The organism is Mesomycoplasma moatsii (assembly GCF_045276915.1).
Lineage (GTDB): Bacteria > Bacillota_I > Bacilli_A > Mycoplasmatales > Metamycoplasmataceae > UBA710.
Genome location: NZ_CP174166.1, coordinates 168,800 through 186,106, shown reverse-complemented (window position 1 = coordinate 186,106; position 17,307 = coordinate 168,800). Strand labels below are relative to the sequence as shown.

The window sequence follows — 17,307 nt, the reverse complement described above, 5'->3', positions numbered from 1 at the left end:
AATGGAAAATACAAAGAAATCATTTTTATCTAGATATAAAATTGAAACTAGTGATACAAAATCAAAATTATTGTCAAGATCATTGCTGTGAATGTCTTTGGGTTTAATGGTAATAATTTTGGTTGCTTGAATATCATCGGTTAATGAGAAATTTTATGAGTTTGCTTTAACAATTTCAATAGGAAGTAATTGACTAATTGCTTGAATAGTTAACATTGCGATTATTTTCGCTCTTTTTATGGTTGTTAGAAACAATAATATTAATATATTAGTTCCAATATTTATTTATACAATTTTTGCTTTCTATGAAGGTTTATTCATAACTACTATATTAGCTTTTTCTGGTGCAAGAGATTTGGTTAAAGATTTATTGATTTATATGTTAATTCCTGCCGGAATATTTTTTGTGATGGGTTCTTTAGCTTATTTTAACGTTATTAATTTTTTAAAATTTGGTCCCTATATTCTTTTTTCTTTTATTGGTTTACTATTTTTTTCATTAATAATGATTTTTACAAATAACTGAGTTGTTGAAATGATTTATCTAATATTAGCGGCTGCAATCTTTATTGTTTGAATTGGTTTTGATATGCAAATAATTGCACGAACACAAGAAAATTTAAATTACTCAAGCTTGGATAAAAAAATGATTAATCGTTTATCATTCATGTTTGGTATTAATTTATTCATTGATTTTGTCAATATATTATCAATTGTAATAAGAATATTTAAAGCTTAATTCTTTTTTTACGATATAAAAGACATACTTAAATTAATTTATTTATATATTATAATAATTTAAAATGTTTGGAAACTATGGAGTTTAAATGGTAAATGTTAAAGTATTGGATCACCCATTAATTAAAATAAAATTAACAGTTTTAAGAGATAAAAACACAAAACATACGGAATTTAAATCAAATTTAAATGAAATTGCTTCATTGATGGTTTTTGAAATGTTGAGAGATTATCAAGTCAAAAACATTAAAGTTGAAACTCCAACAAAATCCAAAACAACAGGTCAGACATTTAATAAAGAAATAGTTATTGTTCCTATATTAAGAGCCGGAATTGGAATGATAGATGGAATTACAAATTTAATTCCACAAGCAAAAATTGGCCATATAGGGCTTTATCGTGATGAAAAAACTTTAGAAGCGCATGAATACTTTTATAAAATACCAAACGTTTCAAAAGATAGCGTAATCATTATTGTTGATCCAATGTTGGCAACTGGAGGATCGGCTGTGGATGCTATTAATAGATTAAAAAAAGATGGTTTTAAAAATATTAAAATGGTTTCATTAGTTGGAGCACCAGAAGGAATTAAATACCTAAAAGAAAATACTACAAATGTTGATTTATATATTGCAGCAATAGATAAAAAATTAAATAAAGATGGATATATTGTTCCAGGACTTGGTGATGCTGGAGATAGAATCTTTGGAACCAAATAAAACAAAGCATAAATATTTTTAAATTAAGATTTATTCATTAAATTACATAATCTTAAATAAAAAATGTTAAGTTTCCTAGTAATACTTAACATTTTTTATTATTGTGTATCGTTGTAATATAAATTTAATTAAAATACCTAAAATGTAATAATACCCATAATCATTAATACACCAACTGCAATTAATCCTAAAGCAACAATAATTCCTATAATTCCACCAATTAAAACACCTTTAGACATTTTTTTCTTTTTAGGTTTATCTTTAGAAACTGCTGTTGTAGCAGTTGGAGCAACAAAATTTGCTGGTTTTGTTGGTTGAAGAGATTTTTGTTGATGAATTGGTTGTGCTGGTGCTGGTCTACTAATTTGTTGAGTTTGTATCTTAGGTTTTTCTTCAATAACTTTAGTTTTTTCAATTTCTTCTTGATTTTTAAATGTTAATGTTGATGTGTTATCTAAAACTTTTGTAACATTATCCATCTTTTCAGCCAATTTATTAATGGCACCACCTACAGCATCAATTCTTTGTTCTAATTCAACTTTTTGTTGATTTAATTGTAACTGTTGTGTTTGAAGAATTTGTTGAACATAAGGATTGGGTGCACCAATAGAATTTGTTGATAACATCATTGTTTGATCGCCTAATGGTCTTACATTTGGATCTAAACCACCTTGACCAGGAATAGCCGAAAATTCTAATGTTCCTTGTTGTTGAGGAGGAACATAAACAGATGAAGTATTTACGTATTGAGGTTTTCCAACAACATCGCCTGTATATCTGTTTCTTTTTTGAAATCTATTCCCAGGAATATAGTCATCATAGTAATCATCGTAAAAATCATCTTGATATGAATCTTCATATCTATCAATGAAATAATCAAAACCTTCTCTCCTTCTTCTTGGCATTTTTCCTCCTTAGCAAAGTTCGCATTTTTGATAAATAAGTTATATTTTAATATAAAAAATGAAAAATAAATGATAAATTTTGATTGTAATTTGTGACTTAAAATATTAGAAATTTCACTGCATCAAAACAATATTTATAGCAATAAGTTCAAGTAAAAATGATAAAATGGAAAGTTAGATAAGCAAAATAAACCCAAGGAGAAATTTAATGAACTTTATTGATAAAAGATCAAAATTAATAGGAACAATCGGTCCTTCTTCAGAAAAATATGAAGTATTGAAAGAATTGGTTTTATCAGGTTTAACATGTATAAGAGCTAACTTTTCACACGGTTCTTATGAAGAACAAAAAGCTAAATTTGATAATGCTAAAAGGGCTCAACAAGAATTAAATGTACCAATTTCATTGATGTTAGACACTAAAGGTCCAGAAATTAGACTAGGAAAAATGAAAGATGGAGCACAGTTAATCAAAGCAAATACAGAAGTTATTGTTTACACCAAAGAAGAAGAGTATCAAAATAGAATTGGTTCAGAATTTGAATGAACAGTTTCTTACAGAATGGACAAGGACGTTAAAAAAGGTGACAAAATCGTATTTGATGATGGAAAACTTGTAACAGAAGTCGTATCAGTACAAGATGGTTTAATTAACATTATCACAAAAAATCAACATTTACTAAAGACAAATAAAAGAATTAATATCCCGGGAGTAGAATTTTCACTTCCATTTTTATCAGAAAAAGATAAAAAAGATATTATATTTGGAATTGAACAAAATATAGATTATATTGCTGCTTCATTTGTTAATAGCGCAAAAGATGTTAATGAATTAAAATCTATTTTGAACGCAAATAATGGATCACACATTAAAATTATTTCAAAAATTGAATCTCAAACTGGAATCAATAATATTGATTCAATAATCGAAGCTTCTGATGGAATTATGATTGCTCGTGGAGATCTAGGATTAGAAATTCCTTATTACGATGTTCCTTATTATGAGAAAACAATTATAAGAAAATGTAGAAAAGCAGGCAAACCCGTTATTGTTGCAACACAAATGTTAGATTCAATGGAAAGAACTCCTCAACCAACAAGAGCCGAAGTAACAGATGTTTATTGAGCAACAGAATTAGGTGCAGATTCAACAATGTTATCAGGAGAGTCTGCATCAGGAGATTTCCCTGTTGAAGCTGTTAGAGTAATGTCAACAATTAATTTAAGAGCAGAAAAAGAATTCTATAATAAACTACACTATCCAGTTCAGTTAGAAGAGGTTTGAGAAAATTCTAAAAAAGAACTAAGAGATGAAATTGCGTATAAAATCGCTAAAAAAGCTATGAAAGGTGAATATAGATATATTGTTGTTAGATCAACAACAGGTGAGTTGCTAAAAGAAATTGCAAAATATAGACCAAATGCAGCAATCATTGGTTTAGTAGAAGATGAAAAACAAATTGGTAAATTTGGTATTGTGAATTCAGTATTTGTCTCATTAGAATCGCCAAAATTATTCAAAGAAGTAAAAAACGATTTTTCAAAAGCAAGAGAAGCTCTTAAACCATACCATCCAAAATCAGGCGACAAGTTTTTGGTTGTTGATAGACACGATGAAAAAGAATTCACATTCTAATTAAATTTTAAATTTATACGATAACAATAGCGCAAAACTGATTCGCGTTTTTGATTAGTTGTTTGTAATTTTGACTAATTTTTTTAAAATACAAAATCATCATTGTTTTATATATATAAAACAATGATTTTTTTAACAAAAAGAAAGAAATCATTTACAAACTAAACACAAATTATTAAAATAAATTTATAATTTTGCACAATGTGGAAAAATAATATTTTTTAAGTAAAATAACTCAAAAAAACAAACTTTTTAATGTGAAAAATGTGTGAAAAAAATGTAAAAATAATGTGAAAAAAAACGAAATTTTTATTGCAAAAAACTTTATTGATAAAATGAGAACATAACTATTAAATGGTTTTGAAATAGCAGATAAATTTAAAATGTAAAAGGAGTTTATTATGAAAAACTTTGTTTTTTATATCGAAACTTCAAATTTACTTAATAATGATGATTTTAAAAATTTAAGAAAGTTATATCTTCCTATTGTTGGAACAAACGCAATTGTAATATATGAATACTTTAATGATATTATCGAAGAAAAAAATAAAAGTCTTTTAAATATTGAAGAAATTTGCAATCAATTACAAATTGATAATATTATTTTTCGTGATTCTCTTAATAAATTGGAAGCTGTGGGTTTAGTACATACTTTTGTGAAAAATGACAATAATTCCTTTATTTTTAGCATCATAAAGCCAAGTAATGTAGAAGATTTTAATAAAAATCCTCTTTTAAAATCGCACCTTATAAAATTAATAGGACAAACAAAATTCGAAAAAATTTACTTTGAACAAAAAGAAAAATTTATTAACAAGAATAACTACAAAAATATTTCAAAAAAATATCAAGAAGTTTTTTCTACAGATTTTGAAGAAAATCTTACAAAAATTGACGATTCATATTCTACTATCGATTTAGTCATTGATACTTTTGAAACACATGATGAAAATATTTCTAAATTACCTTCATCTCATTTTATTAAGTACTTAATGAAAAGAAATGCTAGTTGATATGAAAATCAATTAATTAATTCAATGTTAAAAATGGGTTTTCATGATTCAACAATTAATTTATTCTTAGACTTTTCTTTCAGAGCAAGCGATCTTATTAATTGTCCTTATTTAAGCAAAATAGCTCAAGATTTTAGAGAAAGAAAAATAATCCATTTTAATGATGTAAAACACGAACTATTACAAATTGAAGAATTTAAAAAGAGAAAATATTCAAAAAGAAACAACAATTTTAAAAACAACTTTTTAGAAAAACAAAACGAAATTACTACAATGACTGAAGAATTATCAATTGAAGATATTTTTAGTGATGATGATATTAAGGAAATGTTCTAATGAAAATAAAAGATAATGTTAAAAAAAAGGTTTTAGATAATCCTGTAATTAAAAAATTAATTGAAGATCTTAATCTAAACCAAAATCAAATAGAATCAGGAATTCATTTATTTATAAAAATTATTGAAGAACAAAAAAAAATTAAAGAATTAGATTTTTTAACAAAAATTGAAATATATGATGAAAATTCAATTATAGGTGTTTCAGTTCCAAACAAAGAAATTAATAAATCATTAAAAATCAATAAGTATTTTTGATTAAATGACATAACAAAAATCGAAAAAAATATTATTTTTGGCAAACCAAAAAATAAAGAAAATTTCAAATTGGAAAAAAATATTTTTTATTGAGAATATCCTACATTAAAAAAGGAAAATAATAGAAACAAATTAGGTTTGTGATTTAAACAATACTACACAAACCTACAAAATAACAAATATACAAAAGGTGTATATATCTACGGAAAATTTGGTTTAGGAAAATCTTTCTTTTTAAAAGCTTTAACAAATTACTTAATAGAAAAAAAGAAAAATGTTATTTTTGTAAATACTGTAGATTTATACGAAAAAATGATAAGAAATTTAGAAAAAAATAGTGATGTAAATTATGAAATTATCCAAAAAATGAAAAAAGTAGATATATTAATTATTGATGATATTGGAAGCGAAAAACAAAATAGTTGATTTCTATTTTCAACTTTATACCCTATATTAGAAAATCGTTTACAAGAAGAAAAAACAACATGTTTTTCATCTCTCTTTTCTTTGAATGAATTAAAAAAATATTGATTGAAAGGAAAAGAAATGGATTTGATTAGAGTAGAAAGATTAATTGAAAAAATTAGATCTTTAACTATTCCAATTCATTTAGAAGGTAAAAATATTAGAGAACTATAAAAATTGTCCCAGCTAAGGGACAAACCATCTATAAATTTAGGTTTAATTAAAATACAATTGTTGAATTAATTCCATTTGATGAAGAAACTGAATCTCATTTTAATCTAATTTGACCATCTTTTCCTATCTCAATTTCTCCTTTTTGAACATCATCCATTTTAGCAATAATTTTATTTTTAATAACTGTATTTGAAATATCATCAGCAACACTTACTAAACCAGAAACTCCAGATGTTATAGCAGAAGTTGTTGCTGCAATAGCAGCACCAATTCCGCTTCCTGCTGATATGCAAATTTGTTCTTCTTTTGGTACTAAATTAAAACCTTGAAAATTTGTTTGTTTCATTTTAATCTCCTCGTTTTTTTGTTATTTAATCTTTTACTAAAAACCTCCTTTCTTTTTAGTGAATAAAAAAAAGATAAGCAAGAATATAAATAAAAAAGCAAACTATAATCTCTTCTAGTTTTTAAATCATTAAACAATACTTTATATAGATATAAATTAAGCGTAAATAATACAAATCTTTTATAGTTATAAATTATATCACTTTATAAGAAAATTAAACGTAATAACAAACATATAAAACATAAATGAAAAATATTTTTTGTTATATAATAAATGAGCGTATTTTTAAACTTTAAGAGGAATTGATAAATTTTAGAAAGGAAAAGCATTATGAGACAGACAACTATTGTCACACATAAAAAAGTGGACAAGAAGTGATATGTTGTTGATGCAGAAGGACAAGTTTTGGGGCGTCTGGCATCTTTGTGCGCAACTTATTTGCGTGGTAAAAATAAACCAACATTTACACCAAATGTTGATATGGGAGATAATATTATTGTCATTAATGCAGACAAAATTATTCTTACAGCCAACAAAGAAAATAATAAAATTTACTATCATCATTCAGGATATCCTGGTGGTTTGAAAACAACAACACCTGCTGAGTTAAGAAAAAGAAGACCTATTGCAATTATTGAAAAAGCAGTTAAGGGAATGATTCCTCATACAAAGCTTGGAGCAAAACAATTTAAAAATCTGTATGTTTATGCTGGAGCAGAACATAGACATGAAGCTCAAAAACCAGAAAAATTAGAGGTTAGATAATTATGGCAGAAACAAAATTTCATGGATTAGGAAGAAGAAAATCTTCTTCAGCAAGAGTAACAATTCAAAAAGGTAGCGGTAAATTTTTAATTAATAAAGTCGAAGCTAAAAATTACTTAAAATCAGACATTTTAATTAAAGATGCATTACAACCTTTTGAAATAATTGAACAGTTAAATCAATGAGATATTAATGTTAATGTTTCTGGTGGAGGATTAAGTGGGCAATCTGGAGCAATTAGGTTAGGTATTGCTAGAGCATTAGTTAAAGTTTCTGAGGATTACAAACCAAAACTTAAAGCACAAAAAATGCTTACTAGAGATGCAAGAATTAAGGAACGTAAAAAACCTGGTCTTAGAAAAGCTAGACGTGCACGCCAATTCTCAAAACGTTAATTTTTGCAAACAATGTTGTTATTAAGAAACAACATTTAACATGCGAGCGTAGCTCAGCTGGTTAGAGCACACGACTGATAATCGTGAGGTCGATGGTTCAAGTCCATTCGTTCGCACCATATATTTTTAAAATTCCAAACAAAAATCGCTTAAAGAAAAGCGATTTTTTTAATATTATTTTCTATTAAATTACGATTTAAATTTTTTCTTTTATTTGTTGTTTCTCATATCCTTTATAAGCATCATAACCAAGTAAAATGTTAGAACTTTTATTTATTTCTTCTTCAGTTAGATCGTCTTTATGATAAACTTTTATTTTTTCAAAATTAGTTGTTTGTTTAAATTTTGTTGCATCATCTCAATAGTATCTTACATATGCAAATTCAATTTCATAGTAATATTTATCACTTCCTTCAGATATGGGAACTAATTTCACTAAACTAGAATCAAAAAATATACTAGGTAAATTTTCTTTATCTTTTTCTCAATTTCCTTTTGAATTAATAAAAAATGTATCGAAACCACTAACTATGTCGCCTCACAAATTATTATTTTTATTTTTTACATCTCATTCATAAATTTTATTTTCCTTTTGTAATTTATTAAGATATTCCTCTGCTTGATTCTTTCTAAATTTTGAAACATCACCTTCAACTAAAATAGTGTCACTTAAATAAGTAGTTCTATTATTTAATTTTTTTTCTATTGAATATGTAACTGAAGCGGTTACAATTGCAGCTATTGTTGTTGTAGCCAAAATAGTACCCAAACCTCCTAATAACATTTTTTTGCTAATCATAAATTTCTTCTTTCTAAATCTATTTATATCAAACAAAATTATATAACTTTAACAAATATAAGTTTGTGTTTAAGTTATTTTAAAAATATTTATTAATTCATAGAAACACTAAAATTACATTTTTACTAACGATATTACTTCAATCCCGTGATATTTATCAAGACCTTTTAAATCTTTTAACTCTAATAAAAAAATAACCCGTTGAACAATAGCTCCTTGAGATTCGATTAAATCAATAATAGCTTTTGTTGTTCCTCCAGTTGCTAGTATATCATCAATTACAACTACTTTTTGTCCTGGAAAAATACGATTTTTTTGCATTTCCAAAACATTAGATGAATATTCATAATGATACTCTTTTCTAATTACATCTCCAGGCAATTTTTTAGCTTTTCTTACCATTACAAACGGTTTTTTTAATATAGAAGCGACAGGAGTTCCGAATAAAAAACCTCTAGCATCAGGGCCAACAATAACATCTGCATCTTTAGCAAATTCTGCCATTTTATTAACTGTATAGTTTAATGCCTCGCCATTAGCAAGTAAAGGAGAAATATCTTTAAAATTAATTCCTTTTTCTGGAAAATCTTTAACATCATCAATAAATTTTTTTAAATCCATAATAATACATAAAATTTATTTACAAATAAATCAGAACAAGAATAATGATATAACAAATGTTAAAAAATTACGTATTTTTATTTGAACTGATTTTGTTTTAATTTTTTTTAACACAATGCTAATGTTTATATAATATTATATTAATTTATGATTAATGTTGTTCTATACCAACCAGAAATACCACCTAATACCGGAAATATAATTAGAACTTGTTATGCAGTAGGAGCAAAATTACATATTATCAAACCCATTGCTTTTGATTTATTTCATCCAAATATCAAACGAGCAGCAGCAGGAAGAACAATTAATGATATTGAATATGAAATTTATGAAAATTATCAAGAATTTTCAAAGAAATATCAGAATAAAAAAATTTATTATCTAACTCGTTATGGTCTTAAAAATTACTCAGATATTGATTTTAAAGAAGATAATGATATTTGAATAATGTTTGGTACTGAGTCAACAGGAATACCTAAAAAAATATTACAAAAATCAATTGATACATGTATAAGAATTCCTATGAAAGCGGAGTGTCGATCATTAAATTTAGCTAATACCGTTAACTTAATTGCTTACGAAATACTAAGACAAAAAAATTTTGAAGGTTTATCAAAATTTGAAGTGCAAAAGGGAAAAGAATTTATTTTAGAAAAAGAATAATGAAACTAACTAATCAAGAATTTTTAGATTTGAAAAAATTAAAAATAAAAAAATTTCGTGATCAAAATGACTATTTTTTAATTGAAGGTTTACATCTTATTGAAGAAGCTAAAAAATCTAATTTATTAAAATTTATTATCACGAGCAATAATAATTATCAAGATCAAAATATTAAAATTAAATACACTTCATATAAAAATATCTTGCAATTATCTACTACTAAAACTCCTCAAGAATATATTGGATTATGTCAAAAGATTAAATTTAAAGATTATTTTAATAATAATATACTAGTTCTTAATAACATTAACGATCCTGGCAATTTAGGCACTTTAATTAGAACAGCATTAGCTTTTAACTTTAATGATATTATTGTCGAAGGAGTAGATATCTATAATTCGAAAGTTTTAAGATCTTCACAAGGTGCAATATTTAGTGCAAATATTTTTAATACTAAAAACTTAATAAAAGATCTCAAATTTTTAAAAAATCAAAAATATAAGATAGTTGGATCTTTATTAGATAAAAAAGCACAACATTACCAAAATTTACTATTTAATCAAAATGACAAAATAATTTTAGTTTTAGGAAATGAATCAAAAGGAATTACAAAAAATATCATTAAATTGTTAGATTTTAAAATTTATATTCCTATTAATTTTGAATCGCTTAACGTTGCTGTTGCAGGCGGAATTTTGATGGCTCACCTTAGTAAAAAAGATTTAATGCAACAGTAATTTTGTTAAAAATACAAAAATAAGTGATAAAATGAAAATAACTTGAATAGAAGAGGTTGCTAAAAAGCAATCTTTCTATTAAATGGGGAGGTTGTATTTGATTCAAAAACTAAAAAAAAGAATAAATTTTGAAGTGAATCTTATTGAATTTGTCAAAAGGGATGGTTTAAACTTTTTAGATATTGAATTACCCGATACTAATTTAAAATCTATTGAAGAGAAGACGAAATTAATTTCAAATATTATTGATGAAATTGATAAAACTAACGACAATTATTACTTAAACGTATTTTCAAGTGGAACTGAAAAAGAAATTAAGTTGAAAGATATTAACTTATTTATTGGAAAATATTTATCAATAAAATCATCAAAACAATATTTTGAAAAAAATGATTGAGAAGGTGACTTATTAGAAAATATAAATGAACATATAATTTTAAAAATAAACAACAAAGGTAGAATCCAAAAATTACAAATTGAAAAAAAATACATTGTATACATAAAAACAACAGCCAAATTAAGAAAGGATAAATAATGAAAGTACAAAACGAACGTAGAAAAGATATTTTAGAATTAATTAACATTGTTTCAACAACCAAAAATATTGATAAAAAAATTATTATTGGTTTTTTGAAAAACTCAATACAAAGAATTATTAATTCTCAATTAGACCCAGATGCCGAAATTGCTTTAGACATTGTTGATAATGAATTAATTTTAACTAATTTAAAAAAACTTGTAATTGATGATGAAGAAGAATATAAAGGAGATTCAAAAGTTGTTGATATTCATTTAAGTGAAGCTAGAGAAATTAATCCAACAATTACTGTAGGTGAAACAATTGCTTCAAAAATTTCTTTTGATGATTTTTCAAGGTCACTGTATTCAAAAATTGAACAATCTTTTAGAATCGAAATTTTAAATTGGGAAAAACGAAGAGTTTATGAAAAATATCAACCACTTATTGGAACTGTTGTAGAAGCAAAATTAGAAGAGGATTTTGGTGGCAAAGGAGCAACTTTTTTATTAGAAGATGGAACATTGTGTTACATGCCAACTAAGTATCAAAATCAAAAAATAAATTTGAATGATAAAAAATATCATAATGTTACTATTGAAGAAGTTTATGAAAGTTCTAAAAGTTATCAAGTATTAGTCTCAAACGATTCGCCAAATAAAGTTAGAGAAATTTTAAAAAGAGAAATTCCTGAAATTGATAGAGGAGAAATTCAAATTGTTGGTATTTCAAGAATTAAAGGTGATAGATCAAAAATTTCATTTAGAAAAAATCCAAAATTTGAAGGTGAATTAGATATAAAAGGTTGCATAATTGGTCAAAATAGCGAAAGAATAAATCGAGTATCAAATGAAATTGGTGAAAAAATAGACGTTATTTTATATTCTGATAATATCTATGAATATATTGCAAATGCTCTAAGCCCTGCAAGAATTGTTTCAATTAATAAAAAAGCTGGGACAAACGATTATTTAGTTGTTGTTCCAAACAAACATAATACAATAGCAATTGGAAAAAAAGGATCAAACGTAAAATTAACTGTTGAATTAATAAGAGTAAATATTGATATTTGCTCTTATTCTTATGCTATTGAAAATAATATACCGATTAATTGAAACGGTAATATTAACGAAAAAGAATTAGAAGAATTAGATTCAGGATTTGTTGAGAACAAAAGTTCATCTGCTTACTTGTCAACAACAAACAATAGAAGACCACGTAACAATAGAAATAATTGAAAAAATATCAATATTTCAAATATCGAAGATTTTGAAAAAGAAATTGCTGAATATAATTCTGAAATTCTTTCTTATGAACCTGTGGATTACTCACAATTTAGTGTTGAAGACAAAACAGATAAAATAGAAAATGATAATTTTGATAAATTAGATCAAAACTTTGAACAAAAAATTAATAATAATGAAATTAAACGTGTTAATGAAAATTTTAAATTTGATAAAGATTTAGTTGGTGATATTGATTTAAATGATTATGACTTTTTAGATTTTGATGAGGAAGAAGATTTTTAAAAATTATTAGATAAATGTTTTCAAGAAAATGTATTGTAACAAACAAAATTGTTCCTGTTAATCAATTAATTAGGTTTGTTCTTTTAAAAAATGGAACAGTTATGTTTGAAAAAGATGAAAAAATTTTAGGAAGAGGGGCATATTGTTTAAAAAATATTGAAACAATTGATCTTCTTTTTAAAAAGAAAAGTTTAAATAAAGCATTTAAAAAAAATATTCCGCAAGAAACATATAACGCATTAAGAAAAGAGGTTGAAGAATATGTCAAAAAAAAATAAAAAAAGAGTATTTAATGACGAAGAAATTAAAACACAATTAGTTGATGTAAAAATCGAATTAAAAGATGGTGTTTTTATTTTCACAGGACCAATGAGTATTAACGAATTTGCAAAAAGAATTAATAAACCTGCAAATGAAATTTTGACCAATTTTTTTAAAAAAGGTGTGTTATATAATTTAAATTCAGTTTTAACTGAAGAAGAAATTGCAGAAATTTGCTTTGATTATGGTTTTGATTTTAAAAAAGAAATTGAAATGAATGAATCAAATTTTATGGATTATTTTGAAATAAAAGATGATGAAAAAGATTTAGAACCGAGGCCGCCTATTATAACTATCATGGGGCATGTTGATCATGGTAAAACCACTTTGATTGATAAGATAAGAAATACAAATGTAGCAAGCAATGAAGCTGGTGGAATAACACAACATACTGGCGCTTATCAAATCAATCATAACAACAAAACAATAACTTTTTTAGATACTCCTGGACATGAAGCTTTTACTGCAATGAGATTAAATGGAGCAAAAGTAACAGATATTGTTATTCTAGTTGTTGCTGCTGATGATGGTGTTATGCCTCAAACAATAGAAGCAATTGATCATGCTAAGGCAGCTAATGTACCAATTGTAGTTTTTGTTAACAAAATGGATAAACCATCAGCCGATCCCGAAAAAGTAAAAGCAGATTTATCTAAACATGATATTCTTTGTGAAGAATGAGGTGGAGATACAACATTTATTTATGGGTCAGGTTTAACCGGAAAAGGAATTAATGAATTGTTTGATGCTATTTTACTTCAAGCAGATTTATTAGAACTAAAAGCTAATAAAAATCGTTCTCCAATAGGAACGGTAATTGAAGCTAATATTGCAACAGGCAAAGGAACAATTGCAACTTTAATGATTACAAATGGAACAATCTACAAAAGAGATTTTATTATTGCAGGTTCTAATTATGGAAGAATTAAAACATTACTAAGTATTGAAGGTAAAGAAATTGAATCAGCAGGCCCAGGAACTCCTGTTATTATTACAGGATTAAATTATCTACCTAAATCAGGTGATAAATTTTTAGGATTTGAAGATGAAAAATTTGCTAAAAAATTAGCTTCTAAAAAAGCTTTTTCAGATAAACAAAATGAATTAGTTTCTAAAAATGTAAATTTAACCAATAACGAAAATAAAAAAATTGTTAATGTTATTATTAAATCTGATGTGCAAGGAACTGCAGAGGCTATTAAATTTTCTTTATCTAAACTTTCAAATGATGATGCAATAGTAAACATCATTAGATATTCAAGTGGTAGTATATCTAATTCGGACATTTTATTAGCAAAAGCTTCAAATGCAATTATTTTTGCTTTTAACTTAAAAGTAGAAGGAACTATTAGAAATTTAGCTTCTCAAGAAAAAGTTGTGATTAAAACTTCTTCTATAATTTATGAAATTATTGAAGAAGTCGAAAACATTATTAAAACTTTTGGAACTCCTGAATATGAAGAAATAAAAGTGGGCGAAGCTATTATTCAAAAGATTTTTTTCTATTCAAAAGTTGGTAACATAGCTGGATGTTTAGCAACCGAAGGTGTGATTAAAATTAATACTAAAATGAAATTAATTAGAAATAATAAAATAATCCATGAAGGAATTTTAGAAACTCTTCAACATGGAAAAGAACAAATTAAAAAAATTGAAAAAGGGAAAGAATTTGGAACTCATATTAAGGAATTTAATGATATTAAAGAAGGAGATATAATTCAAACTTTTGAAGAAGTTTTGGTTAATAAATAATAATGAATGAAATACAAAGAAGAAAAAAAGAAGCAAATTATTTATTATGAATTTCCAAAATCATCAATGAAGATGTTAAAAATGCAAATGTTAGAAATGTAACAGTTATTGATGCAAAATTATCTAATGATGGTTCCAATTTAAAAATTTATGTCTTATTTGATAAAAACGAAAAAAAATCATTAGAAGCTTTAAATAACATTAAAGGTTTTGTTAGAAGCGAATTAGCAAAATATGATTTTAATTCAAGAAAAGTTCCTGAACTTATTTTTAAAATTGATGAGGTTTCAAAAACTTCTTTAAGAATTGAAGAAATTCTAAAACAAATTAATTCTGATAAAAAGGAAAGTAATGAATAATAAATTTGACGCAATTATAGTTGGTGGTGGTCATGCTGGAATAGAGGCGGTTTTTGCACTTGCAAAAAACGGTTTTAAAGTTGCGCTTATTTCTTTAAATAAAAAGCGATTAGCCATGCTTCCTTGTAACCCTTCAATTGGAGGTCCTGCAAAAGGAATTATCACAAGAGAAATTGATGCTCTTGGAGGAGTTCAAGGTTATTTTGCAGATAAAGCAATGATTCAAATAAAAATGCTAAATACATCAAAAGGACCTGCAGTTAGAGCATTAAGAGCACAAATAGATAAAGACAAATATTCGCAAATTGTTTTAGAAGAGATAGAAAAAAATAAAAATATAACTATTATTGAAGCAATTGTTGAAGAAATTGTACAAAAAAACAATGTTATCCAAGGCGTTAAATTAAATGATGGTTCAATTATTGAATCAAAAGTTGTAATAATTACAACTGGAACTTATATGGATTCAAGAATTTTAAGAGGAAATGATATTACAATTAGTGGCCCTGATGGAGAAAAAACTACAAAAAATTTATCTAAATCTTTAAAAGAAAATGGAATCGATTTAATCCGTTTAAAAACTGGTACACCTGCTAGAATTTATGCTGATTCTATTAATTGAAATGAACTTGAAGAAGAAATCTTGCCGCTTGAAGATTTAACTTTTTCTTCGAAAACAAAAAATAAATTAAAAGCTCAAATTCATTGTTGATTAACTTATACTAATCAAAAAACCCATCAAATTATTTTAGATAATATAAGTAAATCTGCAATGTATTCAGGATTAATTGAAGGAGTAGGACCGCGTTATTGTCCTTCAATTGAAGATAAAATAGTTAAATTTTCTCACAAAGAAAGACATCAAATATTTTTTGAACCAGAAACAGAAAAACAAGATATTTATTATATTAATGGATGTTCAACATCAATGCCAATTGAGATACAAGATCAATTTTTAAGAACAATTCCAGGTCTTAAAAATTGCAAAGTTCAAAAATATGGATATGCAATTGAATATGATGCAGTAACTTCAGGACAAATTTATAAAAGCTTAGAATCTAAAAAAATTAAAAATTTATATTTTGCTGGTCAAATAAACGGGACTAGTGGTTATGAAGAAGCTGCTGGTCAGGGAATTGTTGCTGGAATCAATGCAGCTTTAAAATTAAAAAATAAAAAACCTCTTGATTTAAAAAGAAACGATTCTTATATTGGAGTTTTGATTGATGATTTAGTATTAAAAGGAACAAAAGAACCCTATCGTATGTTAACTTCTCGTGCTGAATATCGTTTATTATTAAGAAATGATAATGCTGATATAAGAATGTCTGAATATGCTTTGTATGCTGATATGATTAATGAAATTGAATATCAAAAAATTAAAGAAAAATATTTTTTAATTGATCAAAAAATTAAAGAATTAGAAAATATTTATTTATCTGCAAATGATCCTCTTGCTAAAAAATATTCTGTTCTAAATGGTGCTTCTATTTTAAAAGTAATAGCAAGACCAGATGTTGATTATAATGATTTTATTAATGATTTTATCTATAAAGATGAACTAATTATTAAGATTCGTTTAGATGGATATGTTCAAAAACAAAATAAAGCTGCAGCTAAAATGTTACGTTTAGAAGAATTAAAAATTCCTAAAAACATTAATTATGATGAAATTGCTAATCTTGCTTTAGAAGCTCGATATAAATTAAAAAAAATAAATCCTCAAACTATTGGTCAAGCTTCAAGAATTAGTGGTATTAATCCTTCAGATATTGAAATGATTCTTTTTTATATTAATTTAAAATATAAAAGATAGGAGATTTTATGTCTTTAATTGATGATGAAAATTTTAATAAAAAAAATAATGAGATAAAAAATATTGAAAATTTATCTTGCAAAGAATGTAATAAAGAAATAAGTAATAATTCTCCTATTCTTTTGTGTGAAGATTGTTTTAATAAAAGTGTTCTAGATATTCTAAATAAAATTAAAAATAATTTAGGACAAATTGAAGAAGAAATTAAAAAAATTGAAAATACAATTTTTAAAATTAAAGAAGATTTAAATAAAAAAAATTTACACATCATAGTTACAAATAAACTAGAAATAGACTTAATGAATTTTGAAGCTATAAAGAAAAAATTAATTATTGATAAAGAACTAAATGAATTAGCTTTTAAAGTAAATCAAATTCAGGCAAATAAGTTAAGACAAGAATTAAATTGAACATTATTTAGTTTGGTAGAAATAAACTAAAATG

Annotated in this window: 20 protein-coding genes and 1 tRNA gene; 17 read left to right on the top strand and 4 right to left on the bottom strand. The window is 25.2% G+C overall.

Going from position 1 to position 17,307, the window contains the following annotated elements:
• Window position 1 precedes the first annotated feature (1 nt).
• A complete protein-coding gene (locus ACJA28_RS00920) occupies window positions 2-739 on the top strand; it encodes an MAG0110 family membrane protein (protein WP_022935261.1) in 738 nt (245 codons plus the stop codon).
• A gap of 88 nt (window positions 740-827) precedes the next feature.
• Window positions 828-1,457, top strand: coding sequence for a uracil phosphoribosyltransferase (upp, locus tag ACJA28_RS00915; RefSeq protein WP_022935262.1), 630 nt, complete (start codon window positions 828-830; stop codon window positions 1,455-1,457).
• Window positions 1,458-1,594: 137 nt separating this feature from the next.
• On the opposite strand, the gene ACJA28_RS00910 is transcribed toward upp, so the two are convergent.
• A complete protein-coding gene (locus tag ACJA28_RS00910) occupies window positions 1,595-2,362 on the bottom strand; it encodes a hypothetical protein (protein WP_022935263.1) in 768 nt (255 codons plus the stop codon).
• A 208-nt stretch (window positions 2,363-2,570) separates the two neighbouring features.
• Here ACJA28_RS00910 and pyk point away from each other — a divergent pair, with 208 nt between their 5' ends.
• The 3 genes from pyk to ACJA28_RS00895 all read left to right on the top strand — a co-directional run bounded on the left by pyk (window position 2,571) and on the right by ACJA28_RS00895 (window position 6,243).
• A complete protein-coding gene (pyk, locus tag ACJA28_RS00905; RefSeq protein ID WP_022935264.1) occupies window positions 2,571-3,998 on the top strand; it encodes a pyruvate kinase in 1,428 nt (475 codons plus the stop codon).
• Between the two features lie 401 nt (window positions 3,999-4,399).
• Entirely contained in the window at window positions 4,400-5,347 is a 948-nt protein-coding gene (locus tag ACJA28_RS00900; protein WP_022935265.1) for a hypothetical protein, read from the top strand.
• Window positions 5,347-6,243, top strand: coding sequence for a DnaA ATPase domain-containing protein (locus ACJA28_RS00895; protein WP_022935266.1), 897 nt, complete (start codon window positions 5,347-5,349; stop codon window positions 6,241-6,243). Before ACJA28_RS00900 ends, ACJA28_RS00895 begins: the two co-directional genes overlap by 1 nt.
• A 46-nt stretch (window positions 6,244-6,289) precedes the next feature.
• Here the strand turns inward: ACJA28_RS00895 and ACJA28_RS00890 are convergent, their stop codons facing one another.
• Entirely contained in the window at window positions 6,290-6,589 is a 300-nt protein-coding gene (locus tag ACJA28_RS00890; RefSeq protein WP_022935267.1) for a hypothetical protein, read from the bottom strand.
• 330 nt (window positions 6,590-6,919) lie between these two features.
• On the opposite strand from ACJA28_RS00890, the gene rplM reads away from it, so the two are divergent.
• From rplM to ACJA28_RS00875, 3 genes are all read left to right on the top strand, one after another.
• Complete coding sequence (rplM, locus tag ACJA28_RS00885; RefSeq protein ID WP_022935268.1) at window positions 6,920-7,354, top strand: 50S ribosomal protein L13; 435 nt, start codon at window positions 6,920-6,922, stop codon at window positions 7,352-7,354.
• A gap of 2 nt (window positions 7,355-7,356) precedes the next feature.
• On the top strand, window positions 7,357-7,749 hold the full coding sequence (rpsI, locus tag ACJA28_RS00880) for a 30S ribosomal protein S9 (protein WP_022935269.1): 393 nt from the start codon (window positions 7,357-7,359) through the stop codon (window positions 7,747-7,749).
• A gap of 42 nt (window positions 7,750-7,791) precedes the next feature.
• Window positions 7,792-7,868: transfer RNA gene (locus ACJA28_RS00875), tRNA-Ile, on the top strand.
• A gap of 77 nt (window positions 7,869-7,945) precedes the next feature.
• Here ACJA28_RS00875 and ACJA28_RS00870 read toward each other — a convergent pair.
• Together ACJA28_RS00870 and ACJA28_RS00865 are read right to left on the bottom strand one after the other, a co-directional pair.
• Window positions 7,946-8,548, bottom strand: coding sequence for a hypothetical protein (locus ACJA28_RS00870; protein ID WP_022935270.1), 603 nt, complete (start codon window positions 8,546-8,548; stop codon window positions 7,946-7,948).
• Between the two features lie 114 nt (window positions 8,549-8,662).
• Entirely contained in the window at window positions 8,663-9,169 is a 507-nt protein-coding gene (locus ACJA28_RS00865; protein WP_022935271.1) for an adenine phosphoribosyltransferase, read from the bottom strand.
• Window positions 9,170-9,316: 147 nt separating this feature from the next.
• On the opposite strand from ACJA28_RS00865, the gene ACJA28_RS00860 reads away from it, so the two are divergent.
• The 9 genes from ACJA28_RS00860 to ACJA28_RS00820 all read left to right on the top strand — a co-directional run bounded on the left by ACJA28_RS00860 (window position 9,317) and on the right by ACJA28_RS00820 (window position 17,303).
• Window positions 9,317-9,832, top strand: coding sequence for a tRNA (cytidine(34)-2'-O)-methyltransferase (locus tag ACJA28_RS00860; RefSeq protein WP_022935272.1), 516 nt, complete (start codon window positions 9,317-9,319; stop codon window positions 9,830-9,832).
• A complete protein-coding gene (locus ACJA28_RS00855; protein WP_022935273.1) occupies window positions 9,832-10,569 on the top strand; it encodes an RNA methyltransferase in 738 nt (245 codons plus the stop codon). The genes ACJA28_RS00860 and ACJA28_RS00855 overlap by 1 nt, the downstream gene beginning before the upstream one ends.
• 97 nt (window positions 10,570-10,666) lie before the next feature.
• Window positions 10,667-11,104 (top strand): ribosome assembly cofactor RimP, encoded by a 438-nt coding sequence (locus ACJA28_RS00850; protein WP_022935274.1) that lies wholly within the window; start codon window positions 10,667-10,669, stop codon window positions 11,102-11,104.
• Window positions 11,104-12,615, top strand: coding sequence for a NusA N-terminal domain-containing protein (locus tag ACJA28_RS00845; RefSeq protein WP_022935275.1), 1,512 nt, complete (start codon window positions 11,104-11,106; stop codon window positions 12,613-12,615). The genes ACJA28_RS00850 and ACJA28_RS00845 overlap by 1 nt, the downstream gene beginning before the upstream one ends.
• Window positions 12,616-12,629: 14 nt before the next feature.
• Complete coding sequence (locus tag ACJA28_RS00840) at window positions 12,630-12,893, top strand: YlxR family protein (protein ID WP_027121702.1); 264 nt, start codon at window positions 12,630-12,632, stop codon at window positions 12,891-12,893.
• Complete coding sequence (infB, locus tag ACJA28_RS00835; RefSeq protein ID WP_022935276.1) at window positions 12,877-14,688, top strand: translation initiation factor IF-2; 1,812 nt, start codon at window positions 12,877-12,879, stop codon at window positions 14,686-14,688. The genes ACJA28_RS00840 and infB overlap by 17 nt, the downstream gene beginning before the upstream one ends.
• A 2-nt stretch (window positions 14,689-14,690) precedes the next feature.
• A complete protein-coding gene (rbfA, locus tag ACJA28_RS00830) occupies window positions 14,691-15,047 on the top strand; it encodes a 30S ribosome-binding factor RbfA (protein WP_022935277.1) in 357 nt (118 codons plus the stop codon).
• On the top strand, window positions 15,040-16,863 hold the full coding sequence (mnmG, locus tag ACJA28_RS00825; protein WP_022935278.1) for a tRNA uridine-5-carboxymethylaminomethyl(34) synthesis enzyme MnmG: 1,824 nt from the start codon (window positions 15,040-15,042) through the stop codon (window positions 16,861-16,863). The genes rbfA and mnmG overlap by 8 nt, the downstream gene beginning before the upstream one ends.
• An 8-nt stretch (window positions 16,864-16,871) precedes the next feature.
• Window positions 16,872-17,303, top strand: a complete 432-nt coding sequence (locus ACJA28_RS00820) for a hypothetical protein (RefSeq protein ID WP_022935279.1) — start codon at window positions 16,872-16,874, stop codon at window positions 17,301-17,303.
• The last annotated feature ends 4 nt before the right edge of the window (window positions 17,304-17,307 follow it).